This window comes from Parabacteroides gordonii MS-1 = DSM 23371 (genome assembly GCF_000969825.1).
Taxonomy (GTDB): domain Bacteria; phylum Bacteroidota; class Bacteroidia; order Bacteroidales; family Tannerellaceae; genus Parabacteroides; species Parabacteroides gordonii.
Window position 1 is genome coordinate 1674592 of record NZ_KQ033920.1, and the last position, 25381, is coordinate 1699972.

The 25381-nt window shown below is 49.4% G+C and carries 17 protein-coding genes; 8 read left to right on the plus strand and 9 right to left on the minus strand.

Annotated features, from left to right (window positions below):
* Position 1 precedes the first annotated feature (1 nt).
* The 5 genes from hypE to HMPREF1536_RS23825 all read left to right on the plus strand — a co-directional run bounded on the left by hypE (position 2) and on the right by HMPREF1536_RS23825 (position 5352).
* Positions 2-1048 carry a hydrogenase expression/formation protein HypE gene (gene hypE, locus HMPREF1536_RS23805; RefSeq protein WP_028728438.1) on the plus strand — a complete coding sequence of 349 codons (1047 nt, stop codon included), beginning with the start codon at positions 2-4 and terminating at the stop codon, positions 1046-1048.
* A 135-nt stretch (positions 1049-1183) separates the two neighbouring features.
* Positions 1184-2281, plus strand: a complete 1098-nt coding sequence (locus HMPREF1536_RS23810) for a hydrogenase small subunit (protein WP_028728437.1) — start codon at positions 1184-1186, stop codon at positions 2279-2281.
* Positions 2282-2293: 12 nt separating this feature from the next.
* A complete protein-coding gene (locus HMPREF1536_RS23815) occupies positions 2294-4015 on the plus strand; it encodes a nickel-dependent hydrogenase large subunit (protein WP_028728436.1) in 1722 nt (573 codons plus the stop codon).
* An 11-nt stretch (positions 4016-4026) separates the two neighbouring features.
* Positions 4027-4767, plus strand: a complete 741-nt coding sequence (gene cybH, locus HMPREF1536_RS23820; protein WP_028728435.1) for a Ni/Fe-hydrogenase, b-type cytochrome subunit — start codon at positions 4027-4029, stop codon at positions 4765-4767.
* A gap of 135 nt (positions 4768-4902) precedes the next feature.
* The gene (locus tag HMPREF1536_RS23825; RefSeq protein WP_028728434.1) at positions 4903-5352 is read left to right on the plus strand and encodes a HyaD/HybD family hydrogenase maturation endopeptidase; all 450 of its coding nucleotides are present in this window, start codon (positions 4903-4905) and stop codon (positions 5350-5352) included.
* Positions 5353-5368: 16 nt separating this feature from the next.
* Here the strand turns inward: HMPREF1536_RS23825 and HMPREF1536_RS23830 are convergent, their stop codons facing one another.
* From HMPREF1536_RS23830 to HMPREF1536_RS23860, 7 genes are all read right to left on the minus strand, one after another.
* Positions 5369-6352, minus strand: coding sequence for a substrate-binding domain-containing protein (locus HMPREF1536_RS23830; RefSeq protein WP_028728433.1), 984 nt, complete (start codon positions 6350-6352; stop codon positions 5369-5371).
* Positions 6353-6511: 159 nt separating this feature from the next.
* Positions 6512-8524: an outer membrane protein assembly factor BamD gene (locus tag HMPREF1536_RS23835; RefSeq protein WP_028728432.1), complete on the minus strand. Its 2013-nt coding sequence runs from the start codon at positions 8522-8524 to the stop codon at positions 6512-6514.
* Positions 8525-8620: 96 nt separating this feature from the next.
* The gene (locus HMPREF1536_RS23840; protein WP_028728431.1) at positions 8621-9358 is read right to left on the minus strand and encodes an MIP/aquaporin family protein; all 738 of its coding nucleotides are present in this window, start codon (positions 9356-9358) and stop codon (positions 8621-8623) included.
* A gap of 25 nt (positions 9359-9383) precedes the next feature.
* Positions 9384-10895: a glycerol kinase GlpK gene (gene glpK, locus HMPREF1536_RS23845; protein ID WP_028728430.1), complete on the minus strand. Its 1512-nt coding sequence runs from the start codon at positions 10893-10895 to the stop codon at positions 9384-9386.
* A 36-nt stretch (positions 10896-10931) separates the two neighbouring features.
* Entirely contained in the window at positions 10932-12494 is a 1563-nt protein-coding gene (locus HMPREF1536_RS23850; protein WP_028728429.1) for a glycerol-3-phosphate dehydrogenase/oxidase, read from the minus strand.
* 86 nt (positions 12495-12580) lie between these two features.
* Positions 12581-14926, minus strand: a complete 2346-nt coding sequence (locus HMPREF1536_RS23855) for a transglycosylase domain-containing protein (RefSeq protein WP_028728428.1) — start codon at positions 14924-14926, stop codon at positions 12581-12583.
* 42 nt (positions 14927-14968) lie between these two features.
* Positions 14969-15910, minus strand: a complete 942-nt coding sequence (locus HMPREF1536_RS23860; RefSeq protein ID WP_028728427.1) for a YeiH family protein — start codon at positions 15908-15910, stop codon at positions 14969-14971.
* A gap of 398 nt (positions 15911-16308) precedes the next feature.
* Between HMPREF1536_RS23860 and HMPREF1536_RS23865 the strand changes: the two genes are divergently transcribed.
* Both HMPREF1536_RS23865 and HMPREF1536_RS28000 read left to right on the plus strand, forming a co-directional pair.
* Complete coding sequence (locus tag HMPREF1536_RS23865) at positions 16309-17091, plus strand: DUF4469 domain-containing protein (protein WP_028728426.1); 783 nt, start codon at positions 16309-16311, stop codon at positions 17089-17091.
* A 158-nt stretch (positions 17092-17249) separates the two neighbouring features.
* Positions 17250-19925: an autotransporter outer membrane beta-barrel domain-containing protein gene (locus tag HMPREF1536_RS28000; RefSeq protein ID WP_181988954.1), complete on the plus strand. Its 2676-nt coding sequence runs from the start codon at positions 17250-17252 to the stop codon at positions 19923-19925.
* A gap of 47 nt (positions 19926-19972) precedes the next feature.
* Here the strand turns inward: HMPREF1536_RS28000 and HMPREF1536_RS23875 are convergent, their stop codons facing one another.
* Positions 19973-20857, minus strand: a complete 885-nt coding sequence (locus HMPREF1536_RS23875; RefSeq protein WP_028728424.1) for a LysR family transcriptional regulator — start codon at positions 20855-20857, stop codon at positions 19973-19975.
* 87 nt (positions 20858-20944) lie between these two features.
* Here HMPREF1536_RS23875 and HMPREF1536_RS23880 point away from each other — a divergent pair, with 87 nt between their 5' ends.
* Positions 20945-24238: an AsmA-like C-terminal region-containing protein gene (locus HMPREF1536_RS23880; RefSeq protein WP_028728423.1), complete on the plus strand. Its 3294-nt coding sequence runs from the start codon at positions 20945-20947 to the stop codon at positions 24236-24238.
* Here the strand turns inward: HMPREF1536_RS23880 and rfbB are convergent, their stop codons facing one another.
* Complete coding sequence (rfbB, locus tag HMPREF1536_RS23885; RefSeq protein ID WP_028728422.1) at positions 24239-25378, minus strand: dTDP-glucose 4,6-dehydratase; 1140 nt, start codon at positions 25376-25378, stop codon at positions 24239-24241.
* Between the last annotated feature and the right edge of the window lie 3 nt (positions 25379-25381).

The window sequence follows — 25381 nt, forward strand, 5'->3', positions numbered from 1 at the left end:
TATGAAGAGTGAAGATTTTAGTTGTCCGGTTCCGCTGAATAACGCCGATTGTGTACTGATGGCACACGGCGGTGGCGGACGTTTGACGCATCAACTGATCAGTACAATATTTTATCCAGCCTTCCGCAATGCGCTGCTGGAACAGGATCATGACGGCTGTGTTTTTCCCGTTCAGGAAGGACGGATGGCCTGCTCGACCGACTCGTTCGTTGTCGACCCCATTTTCTTCCCCGGTGGCGACATCGGAGACCTGGCAGTGAACGGAACGGTGAACGACCTGGCCTGTTGCGGTGCCCGCCCGCTCTATCTGACGGCCGGATTCATACTGGAAGAAGGATTGCCGCTAGCCGACCTGCAACGGATCGTACAATCCATGCGCCGGGCAGCCGACAAAGCCGGCGTACAGATCGTGGCAGGCGACACCAAAGTGGTGGAGCGCGGTAAATGCGACAAACTATTCATCAACACCAGCGGTATCGGAGTCGTGCCCGAAGGCATCCGCATCGCCCCCGACCGTGTAGAGACCGGGGATGTTGTCATTTGCAGCGGGCCGATAGGGGCACACGGCATTACGATCCTCTCCGCCCGCGAAAGTCTCGGATTTGAAACAAATCTGAAAAGTGATACAGTTTCGTTAAACAATATGCTTTCCCGGTTGTTAAAAAATATAGAGGAAGTCCATGTCCTACGCGATCCCACACGGGGTGGCGTAAGCGGGACATTGAACGAGATAGCAAAAGCTGCCAACGCAGAGATCGTGCTGGATGAAGCCGCCCTCCCGATCCCCGATGCCGTCAAAGGCGCTTCGGAGATACTCGGGCTCGACCCGCTCTATGTGGCCAACGAGGGATTGGTGCTGGTCATCCTCCCCGAAGCCCGGGCACAGGAGGCGCTTGCTATCATGAAAAGCTTCCCGGAAGGAAAGGATGCAACAATCATCGGCCGTGTAACTGCAAAAGGAAACGCGATCGTAAAGATGAAAACACTATACGGTAACTACCGCATTGTAGACATGCTGAGTGGGGAACAGTTGCCTCGCATCTGCTGACGGGAACCGTCAACGAGAGGCGACGACTACCGTCAACGGGTGATGACGACTACCGTCAACGAGAGGTGACGACCGCCGTCAACGGAGGATGACGATCATCGCAACAAAACAAAGAAACCAATAAATTACTAAGATATGGAAAATAAAAGACCGACCGTCTACGAGGAATGCCGACAGAAAGGCATCTCCCGAAGGGATTTCCTGAAATTCTGCACTACCATGGCCGCCCTTATGGGATTGGAAGCATCCGGGGTTGCACAGGTTGTCAATGCACTGGAAACGAAGCCCCGCCTGCCGGTTATCTGGCTTCACCTGCAGGAATGCACCTGCTGTACCGAATCGTTCATCCGCGCCGCCCACCCGATCGTGGCGACTCTCCTGCTCGATAAAATCTCACTCGACTATACGGAAACCCTGATGGCTGCTGCCGGCGAACAGGCTGAAGCTGCCAAAGAGGAAACCATGAAGAAGTATCATGGCGAATACCTGCTTATGATAGAAGGCTCGATCCCGACCAAAGACGAAGCCTATTGCTGTGTAGGCGGTAAAAGTGCTTTGCAGATCACGAAGGAAGCGGCAGAAGGTGCCAAGGCGATCATTGCTTGGGGAAACTGTGCCTGTGCCGGTTGCGTACAGGCGGCTAACCCGAACCCGACCGGTGCCAAAGCCATTCATAAGGTAATAAAGGGGAAACCTATTATTAATGTACAGGGCTGTCCTCCTATCGCCGACGTGATGGCTGGCGTTATCATCTATATGCTGACGTTCGAACGCATGCCGCAGCTCGACGGTCTGGGACGTCCGAAGATGTTCTACTCCCGCCGCGTACACGATACCTGTTACCGCCGTGCCAACTTCGACGCCGGACTGTTCGTTGAAAGCTTCGACGACGAGAATGCCAAGAAAGGTTATTGTCTCTACAAAGTGGGTTGTAAAGGGCCGAGCACGTACAACTCGTGCGGTATTATCAAATGGAATGAAGGGACGAGTTACCCGATCCAGAGCGGTCACCCCTGCCTGGGTTGCAGCGAAGAGAACTTCTGGGACAACAGCCCGTTCTATAAACGGATGCCCGACGTCCACGGCTTCGGGATCGAAGCAACCGCCGACCAGATCGGCCTTGCCCTGGGAGCCGCAACAGCAGCCGGTATCGCTGTTCACGCCGTTGCCACCAATATCCGCAAGAAGGAGTTGATCGACAACGACGAACCGGAAAGTAAGTCTAACATCTAAATTCGTATTACCATGTCTGAAAGAATCGTTATAGACCCTATCACCCGTATCGAAGGCCATCTGCGGGTAGAAGCTGTCATAGAAGGCGGCAAGATTAAAGACGCTTACAGTTCCGGTACGATGGTACGCGGAATAGAAAATATAGTACGCGACCGCGACCCGCGCGATGCTTGGGTATTCGTAGGACGCGTTTGCGGCGTGTGCACCTCCATCCATTCGCTTTGCTCGGTGCGTGCGGTCGAACATGCGTTGGATATCACCATTCCTCCCAATGCGGAAATGGTGCGTAACATTATGGAAGCAGTGCTTTATATGCACGACCATACGGTGCACTTCTATCAATTGCACGCGCTCGACTGGGTAGATATCGTCTCCGGCCTGAAAGCCGACCCGCAGAAGGCTGCCCTCCTCGCCCAGCAACTCTCTCCGTGGGCGAAGAACACGGAAGGTTACTTCAAAGCGACACAAGACCGCCTGAAGAAATTTGTTGCAAGCGGCCAACTGGGTATATTCTCCAACGGCTACTGGGGACATCCGGCCTACAAGCTGACACCGGAGCAGAACCTGATCGCCACAGTACATTACCTCGAAGCACTGGAATGGCAGAAAGAGATCGTGAAGGTACATGCCGTCTTCGGCGGAAAGAACCCGCATCCGAACTTCCTCGTCGGCGGTATGCCGTGCAGTATCGACCTCAACGAAGCCAACTCGATCAATGCCGAACGCCTGGCGCTGGTGAAACAGAAGTTGCAGGAAGGCAAAGACTTCATCGACCAGGTCTATATTCCCGACCTGCTGATGATCGCCGGAGTCTACAAGGATGAATGGAGCAAGATCGGCGGCGGCGTAAGCAATTACCTGTCGTACGGCGACTTCCCGCTGCACGGATATGCCGGTATAGAAGATTTCATGAGTCCGCGCGGTATCGTGTTGGATCGCGACCTGAGCAAGGTGCATCCCGTAGATGCCAACTCTCCCGATGAGATAAAAGAATACATCTATCACTCCTGGTATAAATATACGGAAGGCGATAAAGCCGGTCTGCATCCCTACGACGGGGAAACCAATCTGGAATATACAGGCCCGAAACCACCTTACAAACACCTGGATGTAGAAGACAAATACAGCTGGATCAAAACCCCGCGCTGGAAAGAAAAGCCGATGGAAGTTGGCCCGCTCGCCCGTCTGGTCGTGGCGTATGCCGCCGGTAAGGAACCGCAAAAGACGGCTGTCGACAATGTCCTGGCAGCACTCGACCTTCCGGCCAGTGCCCTTTTCTCCACCCTGGGCCGTACAGCCGCCCGCGGGATCGAGACGCAGTTGGTAGCCGGCTGGGCACTCGAATTCTTCGACCAACTGATGAAGAATCTGGAGAACGGAGACTCACGCATGGCCAACCCGGTGATGTGGGAAAACGAGAACTGGCCGAAGAAAGCGCAGGGTGTCGGACTGACCGAAGCTCCGCGTGGCGCACTCGCCCATTTCATCGTGATGGAAAACAACCGGGTGAAGAATTACCAGATGGTGGTTCCTACTACCTGGAATGCTTCGCCGAGAGACGAGAACGGAAATCTATCCCCTTACGAGTCGGCCCTGATCGGCACACCGGTACACGATGCCAACCAGCCGCTCGAAATCCTCCGGACAATTCACTCTTTCGACCCGTGCCTGGCTTGTGCCGTGCATCTGTATGACGAAGAAGGGAAGTATGTACACCAAATGGATACGTTTTAAATAGTATTGCTATGAAAAGTCGCAAGAAACGCCTCACCGAGGTATATGTATGGGAGCTTCCCGTACGTATTTATCACTGGGTAAATGCATTGTGTATCGTTATACTCTGCATTACCGGATTTATCATTGCCGATCCTCCCGCTATACTGAATGCTTCGGAAGCGTATTTCAGTTACTGGTTCGGCATCGTCCGTTTCATCCATTTTGTAGCGGCCTTCGTGTTCTTCTTCAACTTCGTATTCCGTTTGTACTGGGGATTCGTGGGAAATCGCTTTGCCCGGTGGACGAACTTCATCCCGTTGAAGAAAGCGCAATGGCAGGAAGTGCTGGAAGTCATTAAGGTCGATATCCTGATGATAAAGAACAAGCCGGTCGAAAGTATCGGGCATAATGCTTTGGCGAGCCTGATCTACTTCGGTACGTTCTGGGCTTTCCTGCTTCAAAGCATTACGGGCTTCGGACTGTATGCCAAGATGAGCCAGTCGGCATTCCCTCAACTGTTTGCCTGGACGATCCCGCTGATGGGCGGCGACCTGATGGCACGGCAGATTCATCATTTCCTGATGTGGTTCTTCATCCTCTTCGCCATCGTACATGTCTATCTGGTGTTCTATCACGACTACATCGAACAGCGTGGCGAAACGTCTTCCATCATCGGTGGCTGGAAGTTTATCGAAGAAGAGATTGCAGACAAGGAAGAGATAACGGAGACGGCTGAGACGATCACCAAGATTGCAAAAAAGAATGAGTGATACTTGACTCTTAACAGGACTATAGTGCTACGGGGTATGATACACTAGTGTTAACATAGCTGGCACTATAGTGTTGGTATCCCTAGCACTATAGTGCTATTCTTTCAGATATAAAACCCTGCTTATTACGAATTTATGGAAAAGAAAACGCTTATATTAGGTGTCGGCAACTTGTTGCTGAAAGACGAAGGAGTCGGTATTCACGTCATCCGGGCTCTTGAAAAAGAAACGCTTCCCGCCCATGTCACCCTGATGGATGGCGGGACGGGTGGCCTTCATCTGATCAGCTGGCTGACGGGCTACGACCATATCATCATGGTCGACGCCACCCTCGACAGTAACCCGCCGGGTACCGTCCGCCTAATCCGTCCGCAATATGCCAGCGACTATCCTCCCCTGATGAGTGCTCACGAGATCGGCCTTCGCGATATGATCGAAACCATGATCCTGACCGGCGACCTTCCCGAAGTGCATCTGATCGTGATCTCCGCCGCCAACCTGAATGAAGTGAATATGGAACTGACTCCGGAAGTAGAGGCTTCTATTCCGGAAGTGATAAGGGTTATTCGGGAGTTGATTGAATAATGAATACCCGAACCAATCAATAAGGTGAATTGCTGTCCTGATACTCCCCGGCATTCCCCTTGTTCACGACAGTGGCAGGCATCACGATCTGTTTTTCTTCAATGGCCTTACCTTTTAATAGATCATCAGCCAGATCCACACATTTGGTGATCATGGACGGCGAATAAAGCGTTGTAGCAACATCTGTTACCGTTGTTGAAAGGATCAACGACAGGAACGCCTGCGATCCGCCACAACCGACAACGACTTTGATATCAGTACGCCCGGATTCGCTGATCGCTTCGATCACGCCGGATGCCACCTCGTCATCCTGGGCATAGAAGGCATCTACCGACGGGTCACCGGCCAGGATACGGGCTGCCGCTTCCTTACCGTCAGCACTTGTATATAATGAAAGAGTTTGTGTAGTCAACCGGGTGGAAGGTGATTTGGATTTCAGTTCCTCCGTAAAAGCACCGACACGGGCATCACTCGATGCCGGATCTTGCGTGATCTTAAAAGCAACCACATGTACGGCTCCTTTTGATGCAATATACCCCGCCGCATTCTTTCCGGCAGCCGCATTATCACCTTGTACCAATGCCGTATATCCATCAGTCACCCCGTCTTCAAACATAATAACGGGTATTCCCGCCGAGAAAGCGAAATCGAGCGCCTCTTTTCCGATACCTTCGGGAACAACCACCAGTATTTGACAACCTGCTTCCAGAGCCATCCGTATCTGGTTTGCCTGCTGTGTTTTATCCTTGGCCACATAGGTTGCGTAAGTCAACCCTTTCGACTCCAACTGATTGGTTGCATAATAACTTAAGGCTGTACGCCAACTGTTCGTCTGGTTTTTCAGACAAACCGCCACCTGCGGATGTTGTGCCGGACACGGCTCATCATCATCGCTGCAAGCTGCAAATAAGATCATCACTGATAAGAATGCACAAGTTAAAGCCAATAGACGTCTCAATAAAAATGGTTTCTTTAATGTTGAAAATGTACTGGTTTTCATGTTCACTAGTTTTAATTCATAATATAATAGCAACTCCGCTCAGGAGCCATACAACAAAAGCAAAACTATATAATACCATAGCTATTTCCTAAAAACAGCAATAGACAATTCAATAGACAATTGCAGCCATCGCCAACAAAGCGTTGATTTATAAGCCGCTTAAAATCGACTCATATACTCTTCCAGCGACACGTCTTTATCCAGTCCCAGCTTTTTTCGCAAGCGGAAACGGGAAGTATTCACACTTGCCTTATGATTTCCGAGAGCTAATGCGATCTCTTCCGAAGAAAGATTCAGGCGGATAAGCATAGCCAGCAACTCATCATTACGTGTCACGGCAGGGCAAATCTCCCGTAACCCCGATAGGAAAGATGGGTAAAGGAGACAAAACTGACGACGGAACTCCTGTTCCTCATCGGCTGTCAGCAGACAAGGAGAAAGACTGTTGATCACATCCTGCATGGTGTGCTGAGCCTCCGCCGTTTCAATCTGTATGCGGAGTTCTTCGTTTTTACGATTCAGCTTTTGTCGCTCGGTCAGCATCTGACGGAGTTGAGCCTCCTTCTCCTCGATCTGACGAAGGGATTCCCTGTGCCGGATTTTATCTAATTCATGTTGGCGAAGACTAGCCTCATGACGCAAACTCAAAGTGCGGTGGCGCATAGTCAGCCAAAGCATAAAAACAACACATAATAAGATGGACAGGACACCGATCAGTATATAATGTCGCAGGGAACGTTCCCGCAATTGTAATTCGGCACGCAACAACCGGTTATCCTGTTCCTTTTCCTTTGTTTCGTATTTAACCCGGAACTGCGAGATCAGTCCGGCATTCCGGCGTTCGGTAAACAACTGGTTTGCCTGATGAGCCATTAGCAGATAACGGGACGATTCGGCCGGACGCTTTGTTTCTGCATACAACTCTCCCAGCGCATAATAGACCAGGCGCTGCTGATTCACCAGTTGGTTCTTTTGTATATAATCGCCACAAGCCAGATACGCCTCAATCGCCGCCTCTGTCTCTCCTACCTCCGCCAGCACATCCCCCAACAGGCGGTATGTCAACACCGAAAGGTTATTCAACGGTTTATTCTTCAGTTCTCCGATCAGCCGGCGGGCAGCGGCAATGGCCTTTCCGTCTTTCCCTTTCGTTTCGTTGACAGCCAGGATGCAGGTATAATTATCATAAAACTCATGATAAAACGAGTTCTGCGAACGATCCGGCATACGAACCTGCATACTGTCCAACAATGTTACCGCCTTTTCATACTCTTTCGATTGAAGAGCATAATAAGCAGACAAATTATCTACCCGGAGAAAGGCATCGGGAACTCCACTCAGGCGGGCTGCATCCCTGGCTTTATCGAGATGAGTCATTACTTCCTCCTCCAATCCCCATTCGTCATAAAGCTGTACGACATTTGTCTCGGCTGCACATAGTCCGTACGGATTCTTTTCCCCTTCACCGGTAGCCAGCAGAGCATCATAAGCGGCAAGGGCTTCCTCAAACTCTCCAACCTGCTGATACTGGTAGATCAGGTTACCCAGCACAAACACGATCTTCGACTGATCTTCCAGCGTCTTTATGATCTCCAGGCTCCGTTCGCCGCAAGCTATCGCCTTACGTATTTCACCGGTCTGGTTATAAATGACGGAGGCAATGCCATTATCCACATAAAGCTGCTCTTTCTCCCTACCCTCCTCCGGACGTGACAAAGCACGATCTATCAAAGCCACAGCTTCATCCAGACGTGTCGCTTCATAGAGGGAGTAAGCAGTACTGATTTCCGCACTACGAGGATAGTTTCGTACAAACCAGAACTTGTTTTCCTTATAAACTGAACTGAAATAGTCCGCCCCGTCCTTACGTTGCCCGGAAAAGATATAGCAATAGACCAGTTGCAGAAATCCTTCATCTATCAGGTTTGCCACAGGCTTTATGTTTTCTCCGGTTGGTTCCAGGGAGATTAATTGCTGATAAGCGGATATGGCAGCAGGATAGTCCTCGCTTTTTTGCAGTTCACGAGCTTTGTCGAACAACTGTTGTGCATGGCTATGAAGTTCGGATAACGAATCCGGTCGCAACGCAGACTGGTCACTATGGGATTTATGGTTTCCGCATCCGGACAGTATCAGACAAAAGACTAAAAGTAATGTGGTTGTTTTACTCATTTCAATAGATCTAAATTAGATAAATGCTACTCTCTTCTTCCAGAATAGCACTACGAATATAGCAATTATTTAAGATAGATCTAAAGCGTTTAAGTCCTATTTCAGAACATAATACAGCATCGCAGCTATCGCAGATCCTGCAATCGGTGCAATTCCGGGGATCCAGGCATATTCCCAATGACTGCTTCCTTTTCCTTTAATCGGAAGAATGGTATGCATAAAACGCGGAGCCAGATCGCGGGCCGGATTAATGGCATACCCGGTCGGCCCACCGAGCGACAGGCCGATCACCCAAACCGTAAACGCCACCGGAATAGCTCCGACCGATCCAAGCCCGATCGGTAGCGTACTGTTACTTTCATACGTCAGTTCACCATCCGTAATATAAAAGACAACGAACATCAGGACAAACGTCCCCACCATCTCCGTCAGGAAATTGATAACCGGATTACTGATCTCCGCATTGGTACAAAACACGCCCAACTTTGCCGCCTGGCTATCCGTTGCATCGAAATGATCCTTGTAAACCAGCCAAACCACCAATGCCCCTAACGCCGCACCCAGGAATTGGGCCAGAATATAAACAGGCACCTCGCTCCAGGGAAAAGTCCCCCCGATAGCCAGCCCGATCGAAACCGCAGGATTCAGATGAGCCCCGCTATACGGCCCGGCCACAACCACCCCGATAAAAACACCTAATGCCCAGGCGGTGGTGATAGCCATCCACCCGGCACTGTTCCCTTTTGTCTTTGTCAGGCAGACATTGGCAACTACACCGCCTCCCATCAGGATCAGCAATATAGTTCCTATAAATTCAGCAAGAAATGGTGTCATGGTAAGTAAGGTATTAATTATAAGATCAGATTTCACTCTCCATCGCCCAGTTCATCGTACGGCCAACCGCTTTATGCCAATCGGTAAGCAAAGCCATTGCCGTCTCGGGCTTCATCTTAGCCGTGAATATAGTATCCAGCGACCATTGTTCCTTCAGTTCGTCCATATCCTTCCAGTAATTCACTGCCAGACCGGCCAGATAAGCCGCCCCTAAAGCCGTTGTTTCCAATATCCGGGGACGAACCACCGGACACTGGCAGATATCCGCCTGAAACTGCATCAGGAAATTATTGGCAATAGCCCCACCGTCTACCCGGATCTCTTTCGGCTTGGCATGAATATCGTTTTCCATAGCCATCAGGACATCATACACCTGATAGCAAATACCTTCAAGCGCGGCACGTGTCAGATGGGCGGCCGTCGTTCCCCGGGTAATGCCAATGATAGCACCACGGGCATACTGATCCCAGTAGGGAGCCCCTAATCCGGTCAGGGCGGGAACAAAATAGACCCCGCCGTTATCAGGAACCGACTTGGCCATCTGTTCCGTCACCGGTGCATTCGGGATCAGACCGATACCGTCACGCAGCCATTGAACGACTGCTCCGCCGACAAACACACTCCCTTCCAGTGCATAGGTAACCTTGTCCCCCAGCTTCCAGGCAATCGTCGTCAGCAGGTTATTTTGTGAGAAGACAGGCTTCTCCCCGGTATTCACGATCATGAAACATCCGGTTCCGTAGGTCGTTTTCATCATACCCTCTTCCAGGCAAAGCTGCCCGAATAAAGCGGCTTGCTGGTCACCGGCCATACCGGAAACAGGAATACCCGCTTTAAAGATAGGTGTAGAGGTTTCGCAATACACCTCGCTGCTGCTTTTCACTTCAGGCATCATGGAAGACGGGATAGTAAAAAGATCCAGCAACTCCTGATCCCACTGCAACGTATTTATATTGAAAAGCATCGTGCGGGATGCATTGGTTATATCGGTGATGAACTGAGCACCACGCGTCAGCTTCCAGATCAGCCACGAGTCGACGGTTCCGAAGCAGAGTTCGCCCCTTTCAGCCCGTTCGCGGACACCTTTCACATGGTCAAGTATCCATTTTACTTTGGTGGCAGAAAAGTAAGCGTCGATCACCAGGCCGGTCTTTTGCTGGATATAGTCGGCATAACCTTCAGCCTTCAGTTCTTCGCAATAATCGGCTGTGCGGCGATCCTGCCATACAATGGCATTATACACAGGGAAACCGGTCTCGCGATCCCAGACAATGGTCGTCTCCCGCTGGTTGGCGATACCGATACAAGCTATATGGGTATCCGTCACATCGGCCTTCGCCATCGCTTCCTTGATCGCGGACGATTGCGTGTACCATATTTCGTTCGGGTCGTGCTCTACCCAACCCGGCTTAGGAAAATATTGCTGGAATGCTTTCTGGGAGAAAGTGATGATCTCTCCCTGGCGGTTAAACAGAACGGCCCGGGAAGTCGTCGTACCCTGGTCTATAGACAGTACATATTTATGTCTGAAATTCATATTCTTCCTTTCTGTTAGTTCATTATCATTTTCTTGTCAATCCAATATGTAATGGGCAGCCACACGATTGAATTCTTCCAGTTGCCCGGCTTTCCAGGAAACGTCTTTCCCTCTTTCCTCCGCCAGGATAGCAACAACCTGCGGAGCTATTGCCATCGCTGCACGGGCATCCATAAACAAGATCCGCAGACGGCGGGCCAGCACATCCTCCAATGTCCGTGCCATCTCATTACGGATGATCCAGGTAACTTCCCCCCGCGTATAAGCATACCGGGGATGCAACTTCTCTCCCATTTCCGGGGCAGAAGCCACCAGTTGCCTGATCGCATCGGCATCCGTACCATATACATATAAAGGATCGGAATAATCGGGAGTGACTCCGGAGCCATGAACCGGGAACGTTTCGGTTACACAATCCCGTGTCGGCACATGCATATAACGAATTGCATAATCGAGTGTGTCCTGCGCCATCTTCCGGTAGGTAGTCCACTTCCCTCCGATTATAGTTATTAAACCCGATTTCTCACGGATAAGTTTATGACTGCGCGAAATCTCTTTCGTTTTTTTCCCCTCGTTACGCGGAGCCGCCAGAGGACGGAGCCCGGCAAATACGGACAAAACATCGCTCCGCTGCGGGGCACGGTTCAAGTAATTGGCAGCCGTATTCAGGATAAACTGCACCTCTTCCTCCAGGGCGGCCGGTTCCACGCTCGACTCCTCCATCAACGTATCGGTGGTGCCTACCACGACCTTATCATGCCAGGGCACAGCAAACAGGACACGTCCGTCAGATGTTTTAGGGATCATAACCGCACAATCGCTGTCAAGAAAAGAGGCATCCAGCACAAGATGGACTCCCTGGCTGGGGCGGACAGTCGGACGGTTGTCCGGCTTATCCATCTGCAGTATCTCGTCGGCAAACACTCCGGTGGCATTGATAACCGAATGAGCCTTCACCCGGTACATATCACCTGTTTCTTCATCACGGACAACGACACCCGTCACCTGTTTCTTCTCTTTCAACAGGCCGGTCACGTTCATATAGTTCAGTACGCAGCCACCGGCCTCCACAGCCGTTTGCGCCAGGTTGATTGCCAAACGGGAATCGTCGAACTGGCCGTCGTGATAAAGCACACCGGCAGTCATACCTTTCTTACGAAGCATAGGGATCGTCTTTACGGCACGCTTGGGGCCGATACAAATAGACCGCCCGAGACTGAGCTTCCGGGCCATCAGGTCGTACAAGATCAGGCCGACCGTATAGAAAGGCCCTTCCCACCAACGGTAACAAGGGATCAGAAAAAGCTGGTCTTTCACCAGATGGGAAGCATTATGGCGAAGCAGTCCCCGCTCATGCAGTGCTTCCAGAACCAGCGACACATCCCCCTGCGCCAGATAACGTACTCCTCCATGCACCAGCTTCGTGCTCCGGCTAGAAGTTCCTTTCGTAAAATCCGAACGTTCGAACAAGGCCACGCTATATCCGCGGGTTGCTGCATCGAGCGCTATTCCCAAACCTGTGGCTCCACCGCCTATTACGACAAAGTCGAATACTTTTTCCCGGTCATCCAGCAGGGAAATAACTGATTCTCGTTCCATAATACCCTGTATAAAATATTAACTCCCACAAATCTAACAAATTATTTAGATTTGTGGGAGCCGGGTATGTTAATTAACTTAGTCTGTTATTCGAACATCTTGTCGATACCGCCAATATCCGCCGGAGTATGCCTCCGCTCTTCTTCCGTTGTCGTCTTACAAGGGTTCGCATATTGTTCGGGGACATCAAAATCCTCCTCCTCCGAATAACCGAGTGTCTTGTCGGCATATACTTTCTGCATGAACAAACCGTAGATAGGCAAAGCCATGCTTGCCCCCTGTCCTTCCGACAAACGGTCGAAATGGATGGAACGTTCTTCACCTCCTACCCAGCAACCCGACACCAGGCTCGGGGTAAAGGCCATGAACCAACCGTCGGAGTTGTTCTGTGTCGTACCGGTCTTACCGCCCATCGGCGCCTTGATACCATAACGGAAACGAACACGGCTACCTGTTCCGCCATCAATCACATTCTTCAGCATATGGAGCATCTTATAGGAAGCATCTTCCGTCAACACCTCGCTCATCTGCGAATTGAAGCTGGCAATCGTATTTCCATACGGGTCTTCTATACGGGTCACATAAATCGGTTCCGCACGGATCCCCTTGTTGGCAAAGACAGTATAACCACTTACCATTTCGCCCACCGAAACGTCAGGCGTACCGAGACAGATCGAGATCACAGGATCCATCTGGTTCTTCAAACCGAACGAATGGAGCAGGCGTACGAACGTATAAGGAGACATCTGGCTCATCAGCCACGCCGTCACCCAGTTGTCCGAATTCTGCAACCCCCATTGGATGGAGACACGTTCGCCGACCCGTTTGGCACTGGCATTACGCGGTGTCCAGGGGATGCCGTTCTCGTCAAAGTATGTATTTTGCACATGCATCATTTCGTCGCACGGGCTGAAACCTTCAATCATCGCCAGCGAATAAAGGAACGGTTTGATAGTCGAACCGATCTGGCGGCGTCCGCCATTCACCATATCATACTGGAAGTCGTTATAATCGATCCCCCCTACATAAGCTTTTACATAACCGGTACGCGGATCCATCGACATGAAGCCGGTACGCAGGAAGCTCTTATGATAACGGATAGAGTCCATCGGCGACATAAGCGTGTCGATCGGCCCGTTCCAGGAGAATACACGCATATCGACAGGCGTATTGAACACCTTGCGTATCTCTTCCTCTTTCTCGCCGGCCTTTTTCATAATCCGGTAGCGGTCAGTCTGGTGCATGGCACGTGTCAGAATGGTATCCACTTCACCCGGGCGAAGGTCTATCGAGAAAGGAGCCTGTTTCTTCTTTTTGTTTGCCTGGAAGAAAGCGGGTTGCAGGTCTTTGCTGAAATGCTCGCGAACAGCCTCTTCCGCATACTGCTGCATACGGGAGTCGATCGTCGTATATATCTTCAGGCCATCGGTATAAAGATTATAGAACTCGCCATCCGCTTTCTTGTTCTTGTTGCACCAGCCATAAAGCGGATTGGTTTCCCAGGCCAGGGAGTCTTCATAGAACTGCTGTTTCTGCCACCCCCTGTACTCACCACGGTCGGGTTTCTTGCGGGTCATCAAAATACGCAGATATTCACGGAAGTAAGGCGCCGGGCCGTCCTTGTGATCCATACGGGTAAAACGCACGGTCAGCGGTAGCGCCTTCAACGAATCGCATTCGGCACGGGTGATATAACCCGCTTTCTGCATTTGCTCCAGCACCGTATTACGGCGGCCTCGTGTACGCTCATTCTGGCGTACCGGATTGAAGTAAGAAGGGTTCTTACACATACCGACCAGCGTAGCGGCTTCCTCTGTCTTCAGATTCTTCGGATTAGTACCGAAATAAACCCGGGCAGCCGATTGAATACCGACAGCATTATACAGGAAGTCGAATTTATTCAGATACATATTAATGATCTCTTCCTTTGTATAATAGCGTTCCAACTGGACGGCAATCACCCATTCGATCGGCTTCTGGAACAGACGCTCCATCAGGTTATCGGCATTCGGCGAAAACAGCTGTTTAGCCAACTGCTGGGTAATGGTACTACCGCCCCCACCGCTCTTCTGCATCAGGATACCGCGCTTCACAATAGCACGGAAAAGCCCCAGTGCATCGATACCGCTATGTTCGCTGAAACGGACATCTTCAGTAGCGATCAACGCCTTCACCAGGTCGGGCGAAAGATCCTGGTAGTTCACATAAATACGGTTATCTTTACTATGTGCATAACTTCCCAGCGTTTTCCCGTCGGACGAGATAACCTGGGATGCATATTTATCGATCGGATTTTCGAGCTGTTCGACCGGCGGCATATAGCCAATAGAGCCATTTGCTATGGATGTAAATATCAGGAATACAGTTCCTACTGCTGCAACGAACAGCACCCAAAATGAAATTATAATGCCTTTTGTTACTTTTGAAGCCATCTTTTCTTATTAACTTAGGAACCGCAAAGATAAGAAATTAATTTAAACCAACAGTATTACACCCAGACTGATCAATCCGATAAATATCCAGAGAACAACACCTTGTACCATCGGACGCACGCCGACCTGTTTGATTACCTTACGCGACAGTCCGGCACCGATCAGGAAAAGGGTAACGGTAAGGCCTTTCTTTGCCAGCCAAACCAGCGAAGCCGTAATTGTTTCGGGAATAGTCAGGAATGTGTTTGCCACCATTGCCAGGATGAAGAAGAAGATAAACCAGGGGATACTGATCTTCGCCCCCTTTTGCTGGAAAAGGAACATCGTTACGATCGTGATCGGAATAATCCACAAAGCACGTGTCAGCTTGACCATCGTCGCTATTTCAAGCGCTTGCTCGCCATAAGCCGCTCCGGCACCGACCACCGAACTGGTATCGTGGATAGCGATTGCAGCCCACATACCGAACTGTTCTTGCGTCATACCCAGCAAATGTCCGATCGGCGGGAATATAAACAAGGCGATCGCATTCAGGATAAAAATAGTACCGAGTGCCATCGACATTTCATTATCGTTTGCCTTTACTACCGGGCCGACCGCCGCAATGGCACTACCGCCACAGATAGCCGTTCCGGCAGAAATAAGATAGGCTGTCTTCCGATCCATCATCAGCCGTTTACCCAGGTAGATACCCAGCACCATCACGGCTACAACCGATACAATGGTGAAAAGCATCCCTTCCTTACCGGTCTTTAACGACTCATGCAGATTCATACCGAATCCCAAACCTACCACAGAAAACTGCAACAGGTATTTGGATGTTTTCTTACTGAATTTAGGGAAAGGTTGTCCGGCTGTCATCCCCAATGCCAGCCCCAGAAACAGGGCTACAGCCGGAGAAATAAATGGAAACAGACAAAGGGCAAAAAGGAGAATGAAAAGAGGTTTGTTGTACTTCGCTAATACTTGTTCGATTGAATCCATATTTTATATCATTTAATTATCTTTTCGTTTTTTGAAGGCGCAAAGGTATGATTAATAAGAATACCGATCCAATCACTATATGGAATGGTTAATAACCTGAAGTTATACATCATCCTGCTTCTTCCTACTAATGTATAAAGAAACAGCGCATTAGCTCAGAAAGTTGTAGCGAATAAGTGATCAGAAAAATGGAATGAGTTCGGGAAGAACTACGTTAATTATGGTCGCAAAGATAGGTATTTATGCCAAAAACGAGCATAAATAGTGCTTGATTTTTAGGCTTCGCGTAAAATACATACGAAAAAAGGGGATATTTAGCTGTTTGAACCACCTATTTCTGACAGAAAAGATCTTTTTCTCACCCTAGTTCTTCCCGAACTAATCAAATTCAAAGCATCATGGCAAACAATGAACCAAAGAAACGCAGCATCATCGGTAATCTGACACCGAACAAGATGACAGAACGTGAAGATGACTTCACATTCAACACTATTTACGTAGCCAACCGTACGATAAAAGACCTTTGCCGACTCGCAGCCGCCAATAAAAGCAAGTTCAGCGCAACCGAACTCGAAAGTGCTTACAACGATTTATACGCTCAGGCGAAGGAAGAACTCTACTCTGCTTCTACCGTAGAATTCGGTTTCAGCAACAATTCATTGAGCGCAGACGGGCCCTTTATCGGCCCCGAAGCCAAGTTTAATCCTGAGGTCAATCACGTTGTTTTACATAGCTCTCCGCGTGCCGAGATACGCGATGAGATGAAAACGATAGATGTGATCGTGAATAAGGTGGAAGAAGGCATGCCGACCATTATCAAAGTTACCGACGTGGTTACCGGCGCGATAAATGGCAAAATAACTGCCGGCGGTAACCTCAACGGCGAAGGCAAGCGTGTCCGCATTGCCGGAGAAGAAGGAAAGCCGGTCGGTTTCTTTTTCATAGCCGAAAAAGACGACACAGAAACAGCCGTTCCGATGACGTCGGTTTCACGTAACGAACCGACACATTTCTCGTTCACGATCCCGGCACTGGCCGACGGAAAGTATTATCTCGAAATAGCCACCCAGGCCGGAAGCAACAGCAAGACCCTCGTCAAAGAGGTGCGCCGCAGTCGTTTCCCCTATGTGCTTACCGTAGGTGCCGGTGGTGGCGAAGACGACCGTCCGGTCATCGAGTAACCCATCCTCATCTCCCCTCTCCACACAGACGGTAGCCGTCTCCGAGGGGAGATGCCACCCGTCTCCGGTCGCAGACGCTTGTCGTCTCCCCTCGGAGATGGGTGACGTAAATTTTAGTAATCAATTTTCAATCATATATGCAAAAAGAATTTATAGGTATGAAACAACAGATGCGATCGATAACTTTATTTTGTCTGCTGATGCTTTTATACACAGGGAAAGGCTATGGACAAGCAAAACTAAAGACAAATATCGGAGATTCAGGCCTGACAATAGTCACCGAAGGGAGCAGTCCGGATGATTATGAATATACATTAACAACAGATGACTTTTATCACGTAAATGTATTAACGATTAAAAGTAGCAAACCGATAACTATTTCGGGAACTTCGTCCGATAATATAACAATAGCAGGAGGTGTAATAGCAAATGTAACAATCGATGGGCTATCGATCAAGAATGGCAAACAGGATGGCCCGTTCTCTGTTTCTCCCGATGCCACACTAAACTTAACGCTGAAAGGCAAAAACGAATTAACCGCAGAAAATCCGGACAAAAGCGGTCTCAGTGTTCCCGAAGGAGCTACATTATTCATCCGGGGAGAGGGGGAATTAACGGCAATAGGATGTTCGAGCGGTGCCGGAATCGGAGGAAATTACGATACAAGCTGCGGCAATATTACTATTGAAAGCGGAACGATTACGGCTAAAAATACCGACGATGGACCTGGTATTGGTGGGAGCTATAACAGGTCAACTAACACAAACAATGGTTCCATAACAATAACCGGAGGAAATATTACAGCTATAGGAGGATCTAAGTCAGCCTGTATAGGAGGATATGGTGGATATAATGGAGCGGGGACTGCCGGGGCCGGAACCATCCTGATCACCGGTGGAGTGATCACGGCCTTGGGAAATGGTATCGGTGGAGGTGACAATAACACAGATGGTAAAATCACTATCTCCGGAAATCCCGTCATCAAGACAGGGAAGATTAATACGACAGATACAGAGAAAAATGGCGGTATTTTGTTTATTGGCGATAATGAGACAGCGTTAAAGAATGGATCTGTATACGGTAATACTATTCTTCCTGATGGCTATATCAACGAAGAAGGGACTACACTTACAATACAGGATGGAGCTTCTTTAATTATTGAGAATGACAAAACGCTGGTTAATAACGGGACAATAAAAACAGAGGGAAGTGGAACACTAACTAACAATGGTACAATCCATAACACAGGGACAGTTCCCAACGGTGTTGATGGAGTGTTATCCCCCTATCCCACTGTAAAAATAAACGATATTCTACCGACGAGCTATACTTATATCGGATTAGCTATCGAACCGACACCTACAGTAACCGACCAAAATAGTGGTAATACGTTAACACTGAATACTGATTATATACTTACTTATTCCAATAACGTAAATGTAGGGACTGCAACGGTAATAATTGCTCCCCAAAAGAATAAATACTTCGGTGGCAGTTCCGTTGAAAAGCAATTTACAATCACCGCAGGAACCCTCACTGTCACCCCGGAAGACGGACAGGTTCTTTATCAGGATGAGTCCACCACTTATTTTCCAACCTATACTTATAGCGGTCAGGTCAGCGGAGAAACTCCCGCGTTTACCGATCATCTGAAATGGGACAACAGCGACAAGAAAATTAAAAGTGGCAATCTGGCACTTGCCGACAACAATGCCGGTAACTTCAAAGCATCCAATTATACACTAACGGTTGATGAAACCAAATCATTCACTCTGATTGCCGAGAATATAGCAGATAAAGAAGCTACTCCGGAAGCCGCAGACGGAAATCCGAAGGTCAGCGACTGGTACACCGGAAATGTCATTATCAAAGCCCCTACCGACTTCAAGATCAAACAGACCAGAGTAACGGAGTTACGCAGTACAGACGACTGGACAGCAACCTCCCTCACCTTCGACCGGGAAGGCAAGCACACCGTCCGCTACCAATTGAAACGTGACGGACGCACCAATCCCCTTACCGAGAAGTCTGTCGATATCAATCTCGATAAGTCCGCCCCTACCATCGGTGAACCCGTAAAAGGTGCAGACGGCAAGAGTTTTACCCTCAAAGTGGGTGATGCATATAGCGGCATCGCTTCTATCACCTACAATCTGAACAGCGCAGGCGAAACAACCGTCAGCGACTTTACACAAGGTGACAAGAGCTATACACTTTCCCTCACCCCGCTGGACTACGGCACGCATAGTATAGCGGTAACCGTTACCGATGTGGCCGGACATTCGACCACCGACACCCGCAGTATCGAACTGAAAAAAACGGAGAATCCCGATCAACCGGTAGTGAAACCCGACCCAATCTACTATACCGTAACGATCCCGGCTGTTGAAGGAGCCACGACCGACCCGGTGGCGGGTGAGTATCAGGTGGAGTCATGGAGTAGTTTCCGCTTTTATCTCACCCTCGATAGCGATTATAACCAATCGGAACCCGTTGTAACAACCGACCGCGGTGAAACGCTGATACCGCGCACTTCCGATGGTGCCTACATTGTGAAATACGTGCGTGATGATGTCGCTATATCTATCGACGGCATCGTGAAGAACCCCGATCCGGTAGCGAATGAGGAGTTACAGACGGAAGGTATCCGTATCTATGCAGCCAACGGTTATCTGCATATACAAACGTCGAAGCCTGAAAAGGTGTATATCTTTACGCCCGACGGACGTTTGAAAACAATGCTACTTGTTACCGATAGCGGGGAACGGATAGCATTAGCGAAAGGTGTCTATTTCGTAAAGGCAGGAGAAAGAGTATATAAAACGGTATTGTAAAGCCGAAGTCTATAAATAAAGAAGGGGCTGTTGAAACAGCCCCTTCTTTATTTATAGGTCTCCGTATACCGCATAAAGCTCTCTTCCAATCCCCCACTCTGCCCCATCAGTTGCACAAAAGAGAACATCCGCTCGGCAGAGAAATCAGTCACATCGATCACCTTAAATACTCCCGACATCAGTTCGCGGGCTACGGCACGCACCGAAACGATTGCCAGCGCATCCGAATTCTCCAGGAAAAGTTTGATACTCTCCGTGCTTCCCAGCTGCATTAATACTTTCAAGTGGGATAATTTGATCTGATGTTCGCCTAAAGCCGACTCCAATACGGCCAACGTACCCGAACCATTCTCACGAAGCACGAGGGGAAGGGTACATAACTGTTCGAGCGTCAGCTCCTCGTAATGAGCCAGTTTGCTTCCGGTATGGGTGATCACCACTAGTTCATCTTTCATGAAAGGGGTATAATGGAGCGAACTCTGACGGGCATATCCTTCCACCAGCCCCAGCGTGATCTTTCCGTCGCGGAGAGCCTTTTCTATATCATGGCTGTTCCCGTTAAGCAGCGACACGCGGATATCCGGGAACTTGCGGACAAAGGACGACAGGATAGGCGGCAGCACATATTGCGCGATCGTGGTACTGGCTCCCAGACGCAACTCACCACAGACGTTATCCGTAAGCAGGTTCATTTCAAAATCCAGTTGCCGGTAGGCGGCCAGCAGTGTATTGGTGTGCGACAATAACAGTTCCCCGGCACGGGTCAGCACAATGCGGTTGCCTGTACGGTCGAAAAGCGGGGTTTTATATTGCACTTCCAGTTCATGAATATGTTTGCTTATGGCAGGTTGACTGATAAACAATTCCTTCGACGCTTTTGTAAAGCTCAGGTTAGTCGCTACGCTATAAAATACCTTCAGGCGAAAATCCATATCCCTTATAATTTTTAAATAAACTTATCAGGGACAAAGATATGAGTTTATTTACATACTTTTGTATGACCATAACATGAAGGCATTATGAAGATAAGCAAAAAAGCACTAACAATCGTCGCAATCATTCTCGTTACCCTGTTCTTTATCCTTCCGGGTATCGGATTCAGTATACTTAACTGGGGAGTTCTTCCACCGGAGAGGTTAACTCCACTCGTTATCGAACAAACGAACAAATTCCTCGACGCCCATCTGGACTGCGAGCGGATCGAGCTGACCTATTTCGAAACGTACCCGCACCTGGGGATCAAACTGATCAACGGGCACCTGATCTCGCATGCCGCCGAAGACTCGACCGCCCATGTCGAGGAACTGGCCATCCCGTCCGACTCGCTGCTGGCATTTAAGAAAGCAATCATTTCGCTCCGCCCGACCGACTATCTGTTCGGGGGCAAGATCACGATCGGCGAAATAAATATAGAAGAACCCCGCTTTTACGGCTATGTCAACAAGAAAGGAGCTGCCAACTGGGACATTTATTCGAGTGAACCCGACTCTACCGAAACCGATAAGAAGCCTTTACCGCCTATCGACCTGCAGAAAGTACGCATCACCAACGGCCGTTTCACCTACGACGACCGCCAAGGCGACCTGTTTGCCGAAATAAACGGCTTCTTCCTCAACCTGGACGGTTCGCTGACAAATGGGGAAAACAAACTGGATATCGAAACCGGCTCCACTTCCATCCTCTTTAGTAGCCCGACCTATACATTAGAGAATAAACTGGCACTGAAACTGAAAAGTCAGCTCCTGCTCTCGGACAACTTCAACACAGTCACCCTGAATAATGCCGAGTTGCTGGTAAACAACCTGCCTTTCACCGCCGACGGTTCCATCAGCAGCCTGCCCCTGCTGAAACAGACCCGGATCGATATGGAAGTCGGGCTTAAGATATCCGATATGAACGACCTGCTTCATTTCATCCCCGATGCTTATTTCCAAAACCGGGACAAGACACTGGCGAAAGGCTCTATTATTATGGAAGGGAATATACATGGTTTCCTGGGCGACAGTATCGCGCCGTCCGTCAACCTGTGTTGCAAGATTGAGAATGGTTCCTATCATATGAAAGGGCTCAAACAGGGTATCGACACCCTGCAAATGGATATGGATCTTCATCTGAACGGGCTGTACCCCGACTCCTCGTTCGTCTCTCTCGAACAACTGACACTGAAAGGCTTAACAACCTCTCTCGATATGCAGGGCAAAGTCACCAACCTGCTCACCTCGCCGAATGTAGATGCCAATATAAAGGGAAAGATCGACTTTACCCGCCTGGCGAAAGAGTTCCTCAACCCGGATACATTGCTTGTACAAGGTGTAATGGATGCCGACCTTTCCGCATCGTTCAATGTGGACGATCTGCTGAACAGCCAGTACGGAAAGATACATGCCTCCGGCCGGCTGAATATAGATACGCTGAAAGCTTACAGCCAACCGCTGGGGATGGATGTATTCATCACCAAGGCTCATTTTTCTGTCGACTCTACCGGGGCGAGCAGTTCTTACCTGGAAAACAAAGACCTGCTAAGCATGTCGATGTCGGTCGATAGCCTGAACGTTAAATATCAGGAAGCCATCAGTACCAATATAAGTAAGTTGGCCATACAGGCAAAGACCTCTCCTGTAATAGACACGACCGCCGTTATCCCGATGACGGGACAAATCAGGTTCGACTACTTGCGTACCCGGTTACCGGACTCTGTATTGCTGGTTGCCGGACGGACGGTATTGAAGGGGGGAATCAAATCTTCGGACTCCGACAAGCGGATACCAACGGTCGGAGCCACGATCTCTGTCGATACCCTCCGTTATTTCAGTATCCCGATGCGCACCGGTATGATACTCTCTGAAAATACGTTTAACCTGCAGGCTTTGCCTTATCGCGATGCCATGCGCCAGCGTTGGCTTGCCCGGACAGACACCACGCGCATTAACACGACAAGACGTGTACGCCGTCCCCGGACAGCAGGCAACCCGGCCCAAACAGATTCAACCGACGTCACCACCCAGTTGTTACGGCAATGGGAAGTACGCGGCAGCCTGTCATTCAAACAAATGCGCGGATTCAGCCGTATGATGCCTATTCCTATAAAAATAGATCAGACTACGATGAAGTTCAACACCAACGACATCACTCTCACCGATGCCCGCCTGCATCTGGGTAAGAGTAATTTCGTGTTGAACGGAGAGATCAACAAGATACGCCAAGCGATGTTGCGGGGCGGCAAGCTGAAAGGGAAATTCTCCCTTACCTCCGATTATATCGATTGCAACCAGCTTATAAAAGCCATGAACTCCGGAATGCAATATGCCGAACAGCACGGTTCCGCAGATCAGGAAAGCCTGAGCGCAGAAAGCCTGGCTACGCTGGATACCCACACCTTGCAGGATTCCATAACGGTAGCCTCGCTCGACACGACCGACCAGGTATTTGTCATCCCGGCCTATCTGGATATGACGCTTCATACCGATGCCAAAAGGATAGACTTCAAAGATGCGGAGCTTAGCAATGTTGAAGGTGAAATAATTATCCGCGACCAAAGCATCAACCTGAGCAACCTGGCCATGAATTCGAATATCGGCCGTGGTAACATGACGATGTTCTATACGGCAAAAGATAACAGCGGCGCCTCCGCCGGGTTCGATCTCGATATGGAGGATGTTATGGTCGAAAAATTGATCAGCCTCTATCCCGCTATCGACACATTGGTTCCGATGCTTCGTTCGTTCGAAGGGGTCGTAGACTGCCAGATCACGGCTACCTGTAAGATGGACTCTACCATGTCGATCGAACTGCCGTCATTGCATTCGGCCTGTTACCTGCATGGAGAGAATATGGTGTTGCTGGATGGCGAAACATTCACCGAGATTTCAAAAACGCTTATGTTTAAGAATAAGAAACGTAACGTGATAGATAGTATTTCCGTCGACCTGGCTATCAAGGATAACAAGATAGAAGTATTCCCTTTCCTCGTCGAAATGGATCGTTACAAAGTTGCCGTCGGGGGTACGCACAACCTGGATATGACATTCAACTACCACCTGTCGGTATTGAAATCGCCTGTCCCGTTCAAGCTCGGTATAGACATAACCGGCAATCTGGACGACTTCAAATATAAGATCGTGAAATGCCGTTACAAAGACCTCTTTAAGCCGGCCAAAGAAGCTGAACTGGACAGCACCCGTACCAACGTAAGGAAGGAGATACGCGAGTCGATCCGTAAACAAATAAAAGAGACTGCTCCCGAACTGGTGAGCAGCCTCTCATCTTCTAATCAAATATCAACACCGGCTATGGAAGAAACCGGTGTTTTATAGTCAACGGCCAGCGTACATCTGGTCGTAATATTTCATGTAATCGCCACCGGTGATATCTTCCACCCACTGTTGGTTTTCCAGATACCAGCGGATTGTTTTTACGATACCGACCTCAAAACTGGTTTCAGGTGTCCAGCCTAATTCCTCTGAGATCTTTGTCGGGTCGATAGCATAACGCTGATCGTGTCCGAGGCGGTCTTTAACGAATGTGATTAGGCTGTCATTGATCCAGTCGATCGAGATCTCACCGTCTGAGCCGATCTCTTTCTTCTTCAGCATCTGACGATATTCGGGTTGCTCGGTCATTAACCGGTGGATCGTACTGATAGTCAGCTTAACGATTTCAATATTCTGCTTTTCGTTATGGCCGCCTACATTATATACCTCACCTACCCGTCCGCGATGGATCACGGCGTCGATAGCCTTGCAATGATCTTCAACATACAGCCAGTCCCTTACATTTGTCCCGTCGCCATACACCGGCAGTGATTTACCTTCCAGTATATTCTTGATAATAAGCGGGATCAGCTTTTCGGGGAAATGATACGGGCCGTAGTTATTAGAACAACGGGTGATGCTTACCGGCATTTTATAGGTATCGGAATAAGCCTTTACAAACAGGTCGGCACTGGTTTTAGACGCACTGTACGGACTTCTCGGATCCAACGGAGTTGTTTCGTGGAAATAACCTTCGGCTCCCAGGCTGCCATATACTTCGTCGGTCGAAACCTGATGGAAACGGACACCTTCCCGCCATTGGGGATAACCGGTTTCGTCTTTGCCTGTCACCCAGGCCTTGCGGGCGGCATCGAGCAGGTTTTGCGTACCTAATATATTTGTAACAAGGAATAACTGCGGATCTTCGATACTACGGTCTACATGACTTTCGGCAGCAAAGTTAACCACATAATCGAAGTTATACTTTGCAAAAAGCTCATCGGCCAGCGCCCGATCACAAATATCTCCTTTTACGAATTCACAACGTTTGCCATCGATATCTTCTGCAATCGTACCCAGATTACCTGCATAAGTCAACAGGTCGAGAACCACGATCTTTATATCCTGATGTTCCGCCAGCATATATTTGATAAAGTTAGCACCAATAAAACCGGCAGCTCCGGTAACCAGATAAGTCTTCATCGT

Excerpts from the sequence above, each read along its gene's own strand:
- HMPREF1536_RS23815 (WP_028728436.1), top strand. The coding sequence starts at position 2,294 with ATGTCTGAAAGAATCGTTATAGACCCTATCACCCGTATCGAAGGCCAT.
- hypE (WP_028728438.1), top strand. The coding sequence starts at position 2 with ATGAAGAGTGAAGATTTTAGTTGTCCGGTTCCGCTGAATAACGCCGAT.
- HMPREF1536_RS23825 (WP_028728434.1), top strand. The coding sequence starts at position 4,903 with ATGGAAAAGAAAACGCTTATATTAGGTGTCGGCAACTTGTTGCTGAAA.
- glpK (WP_028728430.1), bottom strand. The coding sequence starts at position 10,895 with ATGAATTTCAGACATAAATATGTACTGTCTATAGACCAGGGTACGACG.
- HMPREF1536_RS23840 (WP_028728431.1), bottom strand. The coding sequence starts at position 9,358 with ATGACACCATTTCTTGCTGAATTTATAGGAACTATATTGCTGATCCTG.
- cybH (WP_028728435.1), top strand. The coding sequence starts at position 4,027 with ATGAAAAGTCGCAAGAAACGCCTCACCGAGGTATATGTATGGGAGCTT.
- HMPREF1536_RS23860 (WP_028728427.1), bottom strand. The coding sequence starts at position 15,910 with ATGGATTCAATCGAACAAGTATTAGCGAAGTACAACAAACCTCTTTTC.
- HMPREF1536_RS23835 (WP_028728432.1), bottom strand. The coding sequence starts at position 8,524 with ATGAGTAAAACAACCACATTACTTTTAGTCTTTTGTCTGATACTGTCC.
- HMPREF1536_RS23855 (WP_028728428.1), bottom strand. The coding sequence starts at position 14,926 with ATGGCTTCAAAAGTAACAAAAGGCATTATAATTTCATTTTGGGTGCTG.
- HMPREF1536_RS23880 (WP_028728423.1), top strand. The coding sequence starts at position 20,945 with ATGAAGATAAGCAAAAAAGCACTAACAATCGTCGCAATCATTCTCGTT.
- HMPREF1536_RS28000 (WP_181988954.1), top strand. The coding sequence starts at position 17,250 with ATGAAACAACAGATGCGATCGATAACTTTATTTTGTCTGCTGATGCTT.
- HMPREF1536_RS23850 (WP_028728429.1), bottom strand. The coding sequence starts at position 12,494 with ATGGAACGAGAATCAGTTATTTCCCTGCTGGATGACCGGGAAAAAGTA.
- HMPREF1536_RS23865 (WP_028728426.1), top strand. The coding sequence starts at position 16,309 with ATGGCAAACAATGAACCAAAGAAACGCAGCATCATCGGTAATCTGACA.
- HMPREF1536_RS23830 (WP_028728433.1), bottom strand. The coding sequence starts at position 6,352 with ATGAAAACCAGTACATTTTCAACATTAAAGAAACCATTTTTATTGAGA.
- HMPREF1536_RS23810 (WP_028728437.1), top strand. The coding sequence starts at position 1,184 with ATGGAAAATAAAAGACCGACCGTCTACGAGGAATGCCGACAGAAAGGC.
- HMPREF1536_RS23875 (WP_028728424.1), bottom strand. The coding sequence starts at position 20,857 with ATGGATTTTCGCCTGAAGGTATTTTATAGCGTAGCGACTAACCTGAGC.
- rfbB (WP_028728422.1), bottom strand. The coding sequence starts at position 25,378 with ATGAAGACTTATCTGGTTACCGGAGCTGCCGGTTTTATTGGTGCTAAC.